Source organism: Pseudomonas sp. A214, from assembly GCF_900156295.1.
Lineage (GTDB): Bacteria > Pseudomonadota > Gammaproteobacteria > Pseudomonadales > Pseudomonadaceae > Aquipseudomonas > Aquipseudomonas rhizophila.
The window spans coordinates 4919422-4933815 of sequence record NZ_LT707062.1; the positions used below are offsets into that span (position 1 = coordinate 4919422).

Annotated in this window: 13 protein-coding genes; 8 read left to right on the plus strand and 5 right to left on the minus strand. The window is 60.9% G+C overall.

Annotated elements, in window-relative coordinates; translation table 11 throughout:
- Positions 1 to 223 precede the first annotated feature (223 nt).
- The gene (locus tag BW979_RS21865) at positions 224 to 772 is read left to right on the plus strand and encodes an RNA polymerase factor sigma-70 (protein ID WP_025212663.1); all 549 of its coding nucleotides are present in this window, start codon (positions 224 to 226) and stop codon (positions 770 to 772) included.
- 136 nt (positions 773 to 908) lie between these two features.
- Here the strand turns inward: BW979_RS21865 and BW979_RS21870 are convergent, their stop codons facing one another.
- The 3 genes from BW979_RS21870 to BW979_RS21880 form a co-directional block, all read right to left on the minus strand.
- Positions 909 to 1922, minus strand: a complete 1014-nt coding sequence (locus BW979_RS21870; RefSeq protein ID WP_076385675.1) for a GNAT family N-acetyltransferase — start codon at positions 1920 to 1922, stop codon at positions 909 to 911.
- A 70-nt stretch (positions 1923 to 1992) separates the two neighbouring features.
- The gene (locus BW979_RS21875; RefSeq protein ID WP_172833829.1) at positions 1993 to 2775 is read right to left on the minus strand and encodes a substrate-binding periplasmic protein; all 783 of its coding nucleotides are present in this window, start codon (positions 2773 to 2775) and stop codon (positions 1993 to 1995) included.
- Between the two features lie 123 nt (positions 2776 to 2898).
- The gene (locus BW979_RS21880) at positions 2899 to 3522 is read right to left on the minus strand and encodes a TetR/AcrR family transcriptional regulator (protein WP_047226408.1); all 624 of its coding nucleotides are present in this window, start codon (positions 3520 to 3522) and stop codon (positions 2899 to 2901) included.
- A gap of 181 nt (positions 3523 to 3703) precedes the next feature.
- Between BW979_RS21880 and BW979_RS21885 the strand changes: the two genes are divergently transcribed.
- The 6 genes from BW979_RS21885 to ppnP all read left to right on the plus strand — a co-directional run bounded on the left by BW979_RS21885 (position 3704) and on the right by ppnP (position 11393).
- A complete protein-coding gene (locus BW979_RS21885) occupies positions 3704 to 5494 on the plus strand; it encodes an acyclic terpene utilization AtuA family protein (protein WP_076385679.1) in 1791 nt (596 codons plus the stop codon).
- A 43-nt stretch (positions 5495 to 5537) separates the two neighbouring features.
- Complete coding sequence (atuC, locus tag BW979_RS21890; RefSeq protein ID WP_076385681.1) at positions 5538 to 7154, plus strand: geranyl-CoA carboxylase subunit beta; 1617 nt, start codon at positions 5538 to 5540, stop codon at positions 7152 to 7154.
- A 44-nt stretch (positions 7155 to 7198) separates the two neighbouring features.
- Positions 7199 to 8356 (plus strand): citronellyl-CoA dehydrogenase, encoded by a 1158-nt coding sequence (gene atuD, locus BW979_RS21895; protein ID WP_076385683.1) that lies wholly within the window; start codon positions 7199 to 7201, stop codon positions 8354 to 8356.
- Between the two features lie 81 nt (positions 8357 to 8437).
- Complete coding sequence (locus BW979_RS21900; protein ID WP_076385685.1) at positions 8438 to 10408, plus strand: acetyl/propionyl/methylcrotonyl-CoA carboxylase subunit alpha; 1971 nt, start codon at positions 8438 to 8440, stop codon at positions 10406 to 10408.
- A 62-nt stretch (positions 10409 to 10470) separates the two neighbouring features.
- A complete protein-coding gene (locus tag BW979_RS21905; RefSeq protein WP_047226403.1) occupies positions 10471 to 11013 on the plus strand; it encodes an exonuclease domain-containing protein in 543 nt (180 codons plus the stop codon).
- A gap of 95 nt (positions 11014 to 11108) precedes the next feature.
- Positions 11109 to 11393 carry a pyrimidine/purine nucleoside phosphorylase gene (gene ppnP, locus BW979_RS21910; RefSeq protein WP_047226402.1) on the plus strand — a complete coding sequence of 95 codons (285 nt, stop codon included), beginning with the start codon at positions 11109 to 11111 and terminating at the stop codon, positions 11391 to 11393.
- A gap of 126 nt (positions 11394 to 11519) precedes the next feature.
- Here the strand turns inward: ppnP and BW979_RS21915 are convergent, their stop codons facing one another.
- Together BW979_RS21915 and BW979_RS21920 are read right to left on the minus strand one after the other, a co-directional pair.
- Positions 11520 to 12329 (minus strand): MOSC domain-containing protein, encoded by an 810-nt coding sequence (locus BW979_RS21915; RefSeq protein ID WP_076385687.1) that lies wholly within the window; start codon positions 12327 to 12329, stop codon positions 11520 to 11522.
- Between the two features lie 71 nt (positions 12330 to 12400).
- The gene (locus BW979_RS21920) at positions 12401 to 13324 is read right to left on the minus strand and encodes a chemotaxis protein CheV (protein WP_076385689.1); all 924 of its coding nucleotides are present in this window, start codon (positions 13322 to 13324) and stop codon (positions 12401 to 12403) included.
- Positions 13325 to 13804: 480 nt separating this feature from the next.
- Between BW979_RS21920 and BW979_RS21925 the strand changes: the two genes are divergently transcribed.
- Positions 13805 to 14275, plus strand: coding sequence for a hypothetical protein (locus BW979_RS21925; RefSeq protein WP_047226399.1), 471 nt, complete (start codon positions 13805 to 13807; stop codon positions 14273 to 14275).
- Positions 14276 to 14394: the final 119 nt, after the last annotated feature.

The following is a 14394-nucleotide window of genomic DNA, read 5'->3' on the forward strand; positions in this document are numbered from 1 at the left end:
GATACCGCCGGCAAATAATTAGTCAGCGGCCTCTTGATCCAGACCCGCCGGAAAGCAGAACACCGCGGCAACGGGTCGCAGTTCTCACGCTGGACTTATCAGCATCAATAATTCTTCTTCTCAATTGACAATCATTATCATTCAGCCTAATTTGTCGCTCGATATGCAGGACGAGTCGGACAGATCCCTCGTCCTGCTAACTTTTTGCAACAAGGTGAATTCCATGACGGAACAAGTATCCACAAGCAGGTGCGACTCACCGTTACTTCAGGCATTCGTGGATAACCGGATGATCCTGGTCAAGATCGCAGCACGAATCACCGGTTGCCGGTCCCGGGCAGAAGACGTGGTGCAGGATGCGTTTTTCCGGCTGCAATCGGCGCCCCAGATCACCTCGTCCTTCAAGGCTCAGCTCAGCTATCTGTTTCAGATCGTGCGCAACCTGGCGATCGACCATTACCGCAAGCAGGCGCTGGAACAGAAATACTCCGGGCCGGAAGAGGAAGGGTTGAATGTGGTGATCCAGGGGGCTTCGCCAGAAACGTCACACATCAATTTCTCGACGCTGGAGCACATCGCCGACGCGCTCACCGAACTGCCCAGCCGCACCCGCTATGCCTTCGAGATGTACCGCCTGCACGGTGTGCCACAGAAGGATATCGCCAAGGAGCTGGGGGTCTCGCCGACCCTGGTGAACTTCATGATCCGCGACGCCCTGGTGCATTGCCGCAAGGTGTCGGGAGTGCGTGGGGATACCTTTGCCCGGCGGTGATTTTGCACTGATTTTTCGGGCCTTATCGCGAGCAGGCTCGCTCCCACAATGGATCTGCGCACTCACAAAGTCTGTGCTGTGCGCAATCCCTGTGGGAGCGAGCCTGCTCGCGATGGAGCCCTAGGGGCTTACAACCTCACCTCAACCCACACCGATCAAAAAACCGCTCACGCCCCAGAATCATCAGCGCCGCGCGCTTGTGGGGGAAATCGAATTCCTTTTCACAGTGGAAACACTGGTTGTGCAGATGACCGATCATCCGGGCGTTGTCGGCTCGAGGTTCGGCCACCACCCGCTCGGTGCGCGGGTCGTCGAGAAACAGGTAATGCACCAGCGCCGACAGCCAGCTCGCCACCTTGTGCGGGCCGCGGTGTTGCTCCTCGCCCACCAACATGTGAATGCCGCGATCATAATTGTGCACGTCATAGAACGGCGCGATCCGATCCTCCTTGGCCCAATAGGCTTCGAAGTAGGCGAAAGGCTGGTCGTCGAAACAACCGATCAAGGTCAGCACCCGGGGATCGCGCTGCAGTGTGCTCAGATACTCGCGATGTTGTTCCAGGCTGCCCTCCTCCTGCCAGAAACTCGCCACCCGAGGACTGTTCTGCCAGCGGTTGAAGCGCGTCAGGTCCTGTTCGATTTCCAGGGTGCGCAAGGACACCCAGGCTCCCAGGCGCGCATCGAAGCGCCGATACACCTCACCTCGCGGCTTCGTGGGCCGGCGCGGATGACGCTTGCCATCGGTGATGATCATCTGTTGCGGATAGCTGCCGTTGAACGACTCCCCCAGCCAGGGTTGCGGCAGTTGCCAGAACATCGTGCGCTCGCAGATGTATTCGTCGGCACACTCGCCGGGCGTCAGCAGTCCGCTGAGCAAGGCTTCACCGGGACGCTCGGGCAGATGCCAGGTCAGGCGCCGGCATTCAGGATCGCGGGCGAACAGCCAATAGCAGGCCGCCCAAAGCGCCGGGCCTACGGGCCGATCGTTGATTTCCTGCAAATGCACATGCAGCTCGGTACCACGCTCCAGGCGCAGCCGGATCAGCGGCGCGCCCTCAAGCATCAGGCTCAGGTGGCGTTCGGTTTCATCGGCGCCGAGACGGCGACCGCCGGGTAAAGGCAGCATCGTCGGGTGCTTGAGATTGGACATGGGCGGGGCTCACGTAGTCGTCGGTAGTCAACGTGTGACGTGAGCCAGGCAGGGAAATTTAGTGCCCCGTTCAATGATCGTGCGCTGGCACCAGCTGTATCTGGTAGGGCTTGAAAATCGCCAGCATCTGCCCGTCGTCCCGCAGCTTTTGCAGCAGTCGCTCGAACGCTTCGCCAGAGATCGGCGCCTGGGGGCGGATCAGCGCGTAATGGTGGTAAATCTGATCGATACGTTCGGATATCAGCAATTGAGGGTCGACGTCAGGATTGCGCAGCACGTAGTCGATGAGGTACGAACGGGTGACCAGCGCAATGTCCGCACGCCCGCGCAAGACCATCAGCAGGTTGCTGTCATGGGAATACGTCAGCGTGGCGTTGTATTGGCCGGTCAGGAACTTGGGGTCGGCGTTGAATTCGGCAAAGGCGTAGTGGTAGCCGCTGAAGAGCGCCAGGCGCTTGCCCCTCAGATCAGAGAAATAGTCTTGCTGACGATCCGGTTGACGCTGGGCAACGAAGATTTCCGCATCTTCCAGACCCATGTCTACCGCAGTATGAGGCACATCCTTCCAGCCCCAGTCCGGGTTCTCGAAAATGGCCATGTCGACCCGGCCCTGCTTGAAATCATTGAAGCGGCGCGGAATCGACGTCGGAACCAGCACGAATTGATAGTCGCTTTGGGACCGGTTCAAGGCCTCGACCAACTGCGGCAGCAAACCGGTATCCGCGCCAGTTTCGGGGCGTATCGTGTAGGGCGGAAAATGCGCTGCGCCAATCCGGACCAGTTGCGCAGCCGTGGCCGGCAACGCGAACACCGCAATAAACGCAGCCAGCAAGACGCGCGAGGCTATCCCCATCGTTGAAAACGTCAAGACAGCTCACTCCCCAGAAAGTTAATCATCAGTGAATCCAACCAGGCATCTCAATGCACATTACGCAGGGCACGCAAGGCGACCACTCAGCGGCATTGCTGCCTCTTTTTATTTTTCTTCAAGCACCAGAATCAAGGCTTGCTCGGCCAACTCATCAAGACTCAGGCTGCCCTCGGCGCGAAACCAGGTGGTGGTCCAGGACAGGGCGCCGGTCAGGAAACGACGGGTGATGAACACGTCGCCCCGAATATACCCCGCGTCCTTGGCCTGCCCAAGAACCTCAAGCCACAGGGCCTCATAAATATCACGCAAAGCCAGCACCTGTCTTTGACCTTGCTCAGACAACGAACGCCATTCGTAGACCAGGACCGCCATCGCCTCGCCGCTGCCGCCCATGATCGATTGCAACTCGCAGCGAATCAGCGCCAGGACCCGCTCGCGCACACTATCGGCCTCGGCCAGCGCCGCGCGCATCAACGCCGTGTTGTAGCGAATGGTCTCTTCCATCACCGCCCGCAGGATCTCGTCCTTGCTTTTGAAGTGATGAAAGATACTGCCCGACTGGATGCCCACCGCGCTCGCCAGGTCGCGCACCGTGGTGCGCTCGAACCCTTTGTTGCGAAACAGATGGGCGGCGGTCTGGAGCAGTTTGCCGCGAGCGCTGTCAGGATCGGTCAGTTGCCCGTTATCGACCAGCTCACGCATCACGTTCAGGGCTTTTTGCTCATCCACCCATTCTCTCCTACAGTCGATCGATCAACGTCGGGCCACGCTTGCGGAACCGACGAGGTGGCGCGGGCAATTTAAGCTGGCCGGGGCACCCAAGCAAGCGCTTGGATCGAAGAACCGGCGGTCGTTTACAAACCAAGCGCTTGCTTGGTAGTCTCGGGCGACGTCGGCCGGAGGGAGCACCATGCCAAAAACGATACGTATCGGTTGTGCCAGCGCCTTCTGGGGCGACACCTGTACCGCTGCGGCGCAACTGGTCGAAGGCGCCGAACTGGACTACCTGGTGTTCGATTACCTGGCCGAGGTCACGATGTCGATCATGGCCGGGGCGCGCATGAAAGACCCTCGGGGCGGCTATGCCACGGACTTCATCGAAGTGCTCTCACCGCTGCTTGCTCGTTTGCATGAACGCAAGATCCGCGTCATCAGCAATGCCGGCGGGGTCAACCCCCAGGCCTGCGCCGCCGCTCTGCAAGCGGCCTGCGACAAGGCCGGCGTGCCCTTGAAGATCGCGGTGCTGCTGGGAGACGACCTGCAACCACGATTCGAACAGCTCGCCAGCCAGGGCATTGTCGAGATGTTCAGCGGCGCGCCCCTGCCGGCGGTGTGCGTGTCCACCAACGCTTACCTGGGTGCCCCCGGCATTGTCGAGGCCTTGCGTCTGGGAGCCGACATCGTGATCACTGGCCGAGTGGTGGACAGCGCCGTGGTCAGCGCGGCCCTGGTGCATGAGTTTGGCTGGGCCTGGCACGACTACGACAAACTGTCCCAGGCCGCATTGGCCGGACACCTCATTGAGTGCGGGGCTCAATGCACGGGCGGTAATTTCACCGACTGGCGGGAAGTACCGGATTACGAGCACATCGGTTTTCCCATCGTTGAAGTCAGCGCCGACGGCCAATTCATCGTCACCAAGGCCGAAGGCACCGGCGGGCTGGTCACGCCGCTGACGGTCGGGGAACAACTGCTCTATGAAATCGGCGATCCCCAAGGCTACCTCTTGCCGGACGTGATCTGCGACTTCAGCCAGGTCAGGTTGATCCAGCAAGGCAAACACGCGGTGCGCGTCCAAGGCGCCAAGGGCTTGCCGCCCACCGATCAATACAAGGTCTGCGCCACCTGGGCCGACGGTTTTCGCTGCACCGCCCTGTGCCTGATCGCCGGCATCGATGCGGTGGCCAAGGCCGAACGGGTCAGCCAGGCGATCATCGCCAGGACTTCGCAGCTGTTCAGTTCGCGCGGCTGGGCGCCCTACAGCGAGGTGAACATCGAGCTTCTGGGCAGCGAAGCCACTTACGGCCAGCACGGCAGGCGCCAGGACAGCCGTGAAGTGGTGATCAAACTGGCGGTGCGCCACCCCGACAAACAGCCGCTGGTGCTGTTTTCCAGGGAAATCGCCCAGGCCGCTACCGGCATGGTGCCGGGGCTGACCGGCCTGATGGGCGGTCGCCCGACGGTGTATCCGTTGATTCGCCTGTTCTCGTTCCTGATCGACAAATCCGCTTGCCGGCTCGACATTGAACTCGACGGGCAGAGTCATCCTTGCCTGCTGCCCGCCGTTGAAGCGCTGCAAACCCGCGACTTGCCGGTCGCTCCCGACCCGCCCAAACCCCAGGGCCGGGCTGATGCCAGCGTGCCGTTGGTCAAACTGGCGGTGGCGCGCTCCGGCGACAAGGGCAACCACAGCAACATCGGTGTGCTCGCCCGCGCCCCCGAATACTTGCCGTGGATCGCCGAGGCGCTGACGCCCCAAGTGTTGGTTGACTGGATGAGCCACGTGCTCGACCCACTGCTGGGGCGCGTCGAGCGCTGGTATCTGCCGGGCACCCACAGCCTGAACTTCGTGCTGGAAAATGCCCTTGGCGGCGGTGGTGTCGCCAGCCTGCGCATCGACCCGCAGGGCAAGGCGTTCGCTCAGCAGTTGCTGGAGATCCAGATACCGGTGCCACAGAGCATCGCCGATCAGGTCAATTAAAGGACGATCGCCATGGCGTTCGGTTCGAGCACAAGGAACACCCATGCCAGTCATCGAATCGCACCTTGACCCACACAGCGCCGACTTCGCCCGCAACCACGCGGCCATGTTGGCTGGCGTCGCACACCTGCGTCAGATCGAACAGGCGGTGCTGGAGAAAGCCGCCCAGGCCCAGGCCAGGTTCGAGCAACGCGGCCAACTGCTGCCACGCGAGCGTCTGAACCTGCTGCTGGACCCCGGCGCGCCGTTCCTGGAACTGGCGAGCCTGGCCGGCTACAAACTCCATGACGACAAGGACGGCAGCCAGGCCGGTGGTGGTTTGATCGCGGGGATCGGCTACGTCTCCGGCGTTCAGGTCTTGGTGGTGGCGAACAACAGCGCGATCAAGGGCGGGACCATCTCCCCCAGCGGCTTGAACAAGACCCTGCGTCTGCAACAGATCGCCATGGAGAACAAACTGCCGGTCATCACCCTGGCCGAAAGCGGCGGCGCCAACCTCAATTATGCCGCGCAGATTTTTGTCGAAGGAGCACGCAGCTTCGCCAATCAGGCGCGGATGTCCGCCATGGGCTTGCCGCAGATTACTGTGGTGCATGGTTCGGCCACGGCGGGCGGGGCCTACCAGCCGGGGCTCTCGGATTACGTAGTAGTGGTGCGCGACAAAGCACGGCTGTTTCTGGCCGGCCCTCCGTTGCTCAAGGCCGCCACTGGCGAAGTCGCCACGGAAGAAGAACTGGGCGGTGCGCAAATGCATGCGCAGGTGGCCGGCACCGCTGAATACCTGGCCGAGAATGACGCCGATGGCATACGCCTGGCCCGGGAGATCGTCAGCCTGTTGCCCTGGAACGAGCAACGGCCGACACCGCCTGAACGCACCTGGAAAGAGCCACTCTACCCGGCCGATGAGTTGCTGGGGTTGATCCCCGACGACCCGAAAAAGCCCTATGACGTGCGGGAAATCGTCGCCCGCATCGCCGATGGTTCGGACTTCCTGGAATTCAAAAGCGAGTTCGATCAACAGACGATTTGTGGCCACCTGCGCATTCGTGGTCATGCCTGTGGCCTGATCGGCAACAACGGCCCGATCACGCCCAAGGGCGCGAGCAAGGCCGCGCAGTTCATCCAGCTGTGCGACCAGAGCCGCATACCGCTGCTGTTCCTGCACAACACCACCGGCTTCATGGTCGGCACCGAGTCGGAACAACAAGGGGTGATCAAGCATGGGGCGAAGATGATCCAGGCCGTGGCCAACGCCCGAGTGCCGAAGCTGACGGTTGTGGTGGGCGGCTCCTACGGCGCCGGCAACTACGCCATGTGCGGCCGAGGGCTGGACCCACGCTTCATCTTCGCCTGGCCCAACAGCCACACGGCGGTGATGGGTGGAGCCCAGGCCGGCAAGGTTTTGCGCATCGTCACGCAGGCGACGCAGATCAAGAATGGCCTCACCCCCGACCCGAAGATGCTGGACCTGCTCGAACACACCACCGCGCAGACACTCGACAGCCAGTCCACTGCGCTATACGGCAGCGCCAACCTGTGGGATGACGGGCTCATCGACCCGCGCGACACCCGCACGTTGCTAGGCTACCTGCTGGACATCTGCCACGCGGCTGAGCTTCGCCCGCTGCAACCCAACAGTTTCGGTGTGGCCCGTTTCTGAACGTGTGAAGGACTTTTGATCGCTGCTCACAGGAGAACAATAAAATGATCTTCACCCAGGAACACGCAGCTCTGCGGCGCACCGTTCGCCAGTTTGTCGACCAGCAGATAAACCCCTATGTCGACGAATGGGAGAAGGCCGGACGGTTTCCCATCCACGAGGTTTTCCGCAAGGCCGGTGAACTAGGGTTGCTGGGTATATCCAAGCCGGAGCAGTTCGGCGGCATGGGCCTGGACTACAGCTATTCGATCGTCGCCGCCGAGGAGTTCGGCACCATTCATTGTGGCGGCGTGCCGATGTCCATCGGCGTGCAGACCGACATGTGCACCCCGGCCCTGGCGCGTTTCGGCTCCGATGAGCTGCGTGAAGCATTCTTGCGCCCGGCCATCAGCGGTGAGCAGGTCGGTTGCATCGGCGTCTCGGAAGTCGGGGCCGGCTCTGATGTCGCCGGGCTCAAGACCACGGCCCGTAAGGATGGCGATGACTACGTCATCAACGGCAGCAAGATGTGGATCACCAATTCACCGAGTGCCGATTTCATGTGCCTGCTGGCCAACACTTCGGACGACAAGCCCCACATCAACAAATCACTGATCATGGTGCCGATGAACAGCCCGGGTATCAGCCTCGGCGGGCACCTGGACAAACTCGGCATGCGCAGTTCGGAAACCGCCCAGGTGTTCTTTGACGACGTACGGGTGCCGCAACGCAATCGCGTTGGCCAGGAAGGCGCCGGGTTCATGATGCAGATGTTGCAGTTCCAGGAGGAACGCCTGTTCGGCGCGGCGAACATGCTCAAGGGGCTGGAGCACTGCATCGACAGCACCATCGAGTACTGCAAGGAGCGCAAGACCTTCGGCACCGCCCTGATCGACAACCAGGTGATCCACTTTCGCCTGGCGGAACTGGCCAGCGAGATCGAATGCCTGCGGGCGCTGGTCTACCAGGCCACCGAGCAGTACATCAACGGCCAGGATGTGACGCGGCTGGCGACCATGGCCAAGCTCAAGGCCGGGCGCCTGGCCCGGGAAGTCACCGACAGTTGCCTGCAATACTGGGGCGGCATGGGTTTCATGTGGGACAACCCGGTGGCGCGGGCGTATCGCGACGTGCGACTGGTGTCCATCGGCGCCGGTGCGGACGAGATCATGCTGGGCATCATCTGCAAACTCATGGGCATTTTACCGGGCAAGAAAAAATGACTGTGTTCACTCTCCATTGTGGGAGCGAGCCTGCTCGCGATGAGGCCCTGACTGCCACCGAAAAACCCAGGAATGACCACCATGCCCGCCTTCAGCAAGATCCTCATCGCCAACCGCGGTGAAATCGCCTGCCGGATCCAGCGTACCGCCCAGGCCCTGGGCTATCGCACCGTGGCGGTGTTCAGCGAGGCCGACGCCGACGCGCTGCACGTGCGCATGGCCGATGAAGCGGTACTCATCGGTGCAGCACCGGTGCCGCAGTCCTACCTCAATCAGCCGGCCATTCTCGATGCGGCCCGGCGTACTGGCGCCGACGCCATCCACCCTGGCTACGGTTTTCTCTCGGAAAACGCCGGATTCGCCAAGGCCTGCGCAGAGGCCGGTATCGTGTTCATTGGCCCCAGCCCCGACGCCATCGACCTGATGGGCAGCAAACGTCGCTCGAAAATCGCCATGATCGCCGCCGGCGTACCGTGCATCGCCGGTTACGAAGGCACCGATCAGGACGACGACACCTTGTGCCGTGAAGCCGAACGCATCGGCTATCCGTTGATGATCAAGGCCAGCGCCGGCGGTGGTGGCCGAGGCATACGCCTGGTTTGGCGGGCTGAAGACCTGCTGGAACAGTTACGCACCGCGCGCTCCGAGGCGCTGCATGGTTTTGGCAACGATGAGTTGATCCTCGAACAGGCCTTGATCAATCCACGGCATGTGGAAATCCAGATTTTCGCTGACCACCACGGCAATCTGCTCCATTTGGGCGAAAGGGATTGCTCGATCCAGCGACGCCACCAGAAAATCATTGAAGAAGCGCCCTGCCCGGTCATGACCGCCGATCTGCGCCAGGCCATGGGTGACGCCGCGCTCAAGGCTGGCCGCGCGGTCAATTATGTGGGTGCCGGGACCGTGGAGTTTTTGCTCGCCCCGGACGGCGGTTTTTACTTTCTGGAGATGAACACGCGCTTGCAGGTCGAACATCCGGTCACCGAGCTGATCACCGGACTGGACCTGGTGGCCTGGCAACTGGATGTGGCCGCCGGCCTGCCACTGCCCCTGCGCCAGGACCAGGTCCAGTTCAGTGGTCACGCCATGGAGGTGCGGTTGTATGCCGAAGACCCGGCTGCGAACTTTCTGCCGCAAACCGGCCATTTACTCAGTTGGGAACCCCCTATCCGCGACGGTGTACGAATCGACCATGGTTTGCTTGAAGGCCAGACCATCAGCCCGTTCTACGACCCGATGCTGGGCAAAGTCATCGCCCACGGCGCTACCCGTGAAGAGGCCCGACGCAAATTGCTGCGAGCCGTGGAGGACTGCGTGCTCCTGGGTGTACAGGCCAATCAACGCTTGCTGGCGGGGTTGCTGGCTCATCCACAATTCATTGATGGAGATTTCGGCACCGATTTCATCCAGCAACACTTCGCCGATCATCCTGCCTTGCAGGCCCCCGCCCCCTCGGCTGAGCAGCTCGCCATCGCCGCAGCCTTGTTCTATCAGGCCATGCATGCACGTCATGCGCCCGGCCTGGGAGGATGGAGCAACAATAGCGGCGCGGTGCGGCGCTATCGCATTGGCCTGGGCGAGCGCGACTGGACCCTGACCCTGACCGCCGGAACCGGCGGCACGCTGCATATCCGGATAGCCGAGCGTGTGATCGAGTTGAAATTGCTCGAAGCTGATCAGTGCGGCGTAACGCTGATGATCGACGGTATTCGCCAACGCCATGCCTGGCACCTCGATGGTAATGACCTGTGGCTGTTCACTCGCCCAGGCGGCCTGCATTTACAGGATCGGACCCAGGCCCCCGTCGCCGCCAGGGCCAGCGTCAGCGATGGCACCCTCAAGGCGCCGATGGACGGCGCTATCGTCGAAGTGCTGGTCAGCGAAGGGACGGCAGTACGCCAGGGACAGCTACTGATGGTGCTCGAAGCGATGAAAATGGAGCACCCACTCAAGGCAGGTATTGATGGAGTGGTCAGGACCTTACACGTCAAGCCAGGCGATCAGGTGAAAAACCGCCAGTTATTATTGCAGGTTGAAACAGCGCACTAGGCGGATGCGCAGGGTTTGACTACGCTCAAACCCATCAGCACGCCGATACCGGGAACCTTGCGATGCCTCACTGGCTGGTGATTGATCTGGAGGCCACCACCGATGAAGGTGGCTGGCCGGTAACCGAAATGGAAATTATCGAAATCGGCGCCACGCTGGTGAATCGGGATGGCCGCGAGCTGGACCACTTCCAGCGGTTCGTAAAGCCGTTGAGGCGCCCGTTGCTCACACCTTTCTGTCGCGAGCTGACCCATATCACCCAGGCCAATATCGACAGCGCCGCGCCTTTGACCGAGGTCTGGCCGGCGTTCGAACGCTGGCTGGCGCAGTACCACGCGAACCTGGAGAGCTGGGTCAGTTGGGGCGATTACGACCGCAAGCAATTGCTTCAGGAATGGCAGCATCAGCGGTTGCACAGCTTTCTCGGCCAAGTGCCGCACATGAACCTCAAGCAGCGCTTCGCCAAAGCCCGCCGGCTGGAGCGCCCCCTGGGGCTCAACGGGGCGCTGCAACTGGCCGGCCTGCAATTCTGCGGTCAACAACACCGGGCCCTTGAAGATGCGCGCAATACAGCGCGGTTATTACCCCTGGTACTCCCAGGCTGAACGCGAGCCACGACTGCGGCGCGGCAGATGACGAACGTTGAAGCCTTGTGCATACTGGCCGGCCTTTTCCAGCCCCTTTTTTCGAGGAATCGCCCATGTTTAAAGTCAACGAGTACTTCGACGGCACCGTCAAGTCGATCGCTTTCGGCACTGCCGAAGGCCCTGCGACCATCGGCGTCATGGCTGCGGGCGAATACGAATTCGGCACGGCCCAGCGGGAAATCATGCACGTCGTCTCCGGCGCCCTGACCGTGAAACTGCCCGACAGCACCGACTGGGAAACCTTCGAGGCCGGCAGCCAGTTCAATGTACCGGCCAATAGCAAGTTCCAGCTCAAGGTCGCCGTCGACACCGCCTACCTGTGTGAATACCGCGGCTAAGCCTGTGGCGAGGGGCGGTGCGACGTTTCGCTAAATCCCCTCGCCACAAAAGCCCCGGCGTGGCATCGGGTAATGAAAAATGCCCGTGTCCAGTGGACACGGGCATTGTTTTTTCAAAAGCGGTGTTTATTCGAGCACTTCAACCGGCATACCCACTTCAAGCCAACCATTGCTGTCATTGACCAGGTTCTGGCCGAACATCGCACCGTCCGGTGTCGAACGATACTGCTGCAGCGTGGCGAAGGGTTCGCGGTCAGGGTCGCGTTCGCCGGTTTGCGGGTCGACCGTGGTCATGATGCAGCGTGAGCAGGGCTTGACCAGCCGGAACTCCACATCGCCGATACGAATGCGCTTCCAGCCATCCTCGGCAAATGCCTCACTGCCCTCGATAACCAGGTTGGGACGAAAGCGCAGCATCTCCAAAGGGCGGCCGACCCGATCGGACACGTCCTGCAAAGAGGCCTGGCCGATCAGCAGCAAGGGGAAACCGTCCGCGAACGCCACCTTGTCGTCATCCTTGCCGTAACCGGCGGCGGTGGTGCGCGCCAGTTCCACCGGAACGTGAACCAGCCGGGTGGGCTTGCCGATGAACTCGCTGACCCAGGCCGCCGCCTCGTCACCGGCATCCGGTACGCGCAAGGTGTCGCGCCAGATGATCACACCGCGCCGTTGCTCTTCGTCAACAGGTGGCAGGGGCACATCCAGGGTGGCAAAACCTGGCGCACTGAGCGTCAGACCGCCGGCCTCATTCCACAATGCCGAGAGCTGGCTCATCTGGGTCACCGCCCGCTGGGTCAGGAAGCGCCCGGTGCCCTCGTCCACCAGCATCCAGCGCCGGTCACCGTCCAGGCCCAGCTTGTCCAGGCCTATGCCTTGCAGGAGCTGGCCTTTGCCGGACTTCAACGGATAACGATACAGCGCGCTCAGCCGCAACATGGTCGACTTCCCCGGTGACGAAAAAACGCCACCTTATACGAGCCGGCCATTGAAGCAAACCATGATCAGCCTCAGTCGAGCATCAGTCGCTGGCGCACCACATCAACCAGCTTGTCCGGCTGGAACTTGGAGAGGAAGTTGTCGCAGCCGACCTTCTTGACCATTGAATCGTTGAAGCTGCCGGACAGCGAGGTGTGCAGCACCACGTAGAGCCCGCGCAAACGTGGGTCGTTGCGGATCTCGGTAGTCAGGCGATAGCCGTCCATTTCCGGCATTTCCGCGTCGGTGAAAATCATCAGTAATTTGTCGGTCATCACTTCGCCAGTATCGGCCCAGGCCTTGAGCATGTTCAGGGCTTTCAAACCGTCGCTGGCAACGTGCATCTTCACACCCAACTGACCCAGCGTATCGCGCAGTTGAGAGAGCGCGACATTGGAGTCGTCCACCAGCAGCACTTCGCGTCCACGGGCGCGCTCCAGTACCGGATCTTCGAGCTTGTCCCGGGAAACCTTGGCGTTGTAAGGCACGATTTCGGCCAGGACCTTTTCCACGTCGATGATTTCCACCAACTGGTCGTCAACCTTGCTGATCGCCGTCAGGTAGTGCTCACGCCCAGCGCTGGTCGGGGGCGGCAAGATGGCTTCCCAGTTCATATTGACGATGCGGTCCACGCCGCCCACCAGGAACGCCTGAACCGAACGGTTGTATTCAGTGACGATAATGGTGCTGTTAGCTCCCGGCACCAGCGGACGCATACCGATGGCCTGGGACAGGTCGATCACCGGCAATGTCTGGCCCCTCAGATTGACTACACCGCACACAAACGGATGGCGCTGCGGCATCAACGTCAGCTTCGGCAACTGCAGCACTTCCTGGACCTTGAACACGTTAATGGCGAACAACTGCCGCCCTGCCAGGCGAAACATGAGAATTTCCAGGCGATTCTCACCCACCAGTTGGGTTCGTTGATCTACTGTGTCGAGAATGCCGGCCATCTATGACTCCTGGGCTTGTTCGGATGAATCCATGAAGGAGATATCGGCCGTGCAGACGGGATCTTGACCCCTGTATAAAATCTCGCGCAGGGCATTGATGTCACATTAGCATCATGCTTTACTTGCTTCACGGATTTCATCCCCCAGCTCTGCCGCTGCGCGACCTCAGTTTGCGCACAAAGTTCCCCCGCCTAGGGGTTTCCCCTAGGGACAATCAGGTCCAACCTGATATTCCCGCTATCCAATAGCCATTAATGTGACGCCATTCTCATTGCTGAACGGAGTCAGGCTTTTGTGCGCGACCGCAGGACACCGGACTTCCAGCCATTTGGCCGATCCCGCCAGTGCAATCGTTTGCGCGCATGCCTTTGTCTACGGGCGAAAGAGTGCCTGCGGGTCTTCGTTAGTTGCCGGCCGAGAAGTCCAGCCGTTCGCCACACGCGATTTTCTTGCGTCTGACATGATGTTGTGGAGATAAGCATGCCGAACGATCGTAAAAACTGGAATCAGCGCCTTCCCGAATTTCTGATCGAGGCCGAAACGCTTTTGGCCAAGTCAGAGGAATGCCTGACCCATCTGCAGCTGATCAACGACGACAGGGACGCCATTGATTGCATGCTCAGCACCTTGCTGAAGCTGGCAAACAAGGCCGACGCCCTGGCGCTGGAAGCCATTTCAGAATTTTCGCTGCATATCCATGGCTTGCTCAGCAACGCGCAGAGTCACGTTGAATTGCATGAGCAGGCGCTGGGCGCGCTGAAGGATTGCTTCACCCTGATGGCCTGGCAACTGGAACTGGTCGATCACACCACCGGCCAGCTCAGCCTGGACAGCAGCGAACAGACCTCGTTGATCGAAGCCTTTGCCTTCCAGGTAGGCCAGAGTCCTGGCCAGACATTGCCTGCTTCGCGCCCCCTGGGTTTGGTGCCCTACTCACAAAAGCAGGCCTGAGGCCGATGAGTGCGGTTCGACCCGATGCGGCTGACACTTGGCACTTTCACGCCACCATGCTGAACGCGACCAACGAAATATGAAGTGGTACTATCTCCCGCGTCAGAGGCTTCAAGATA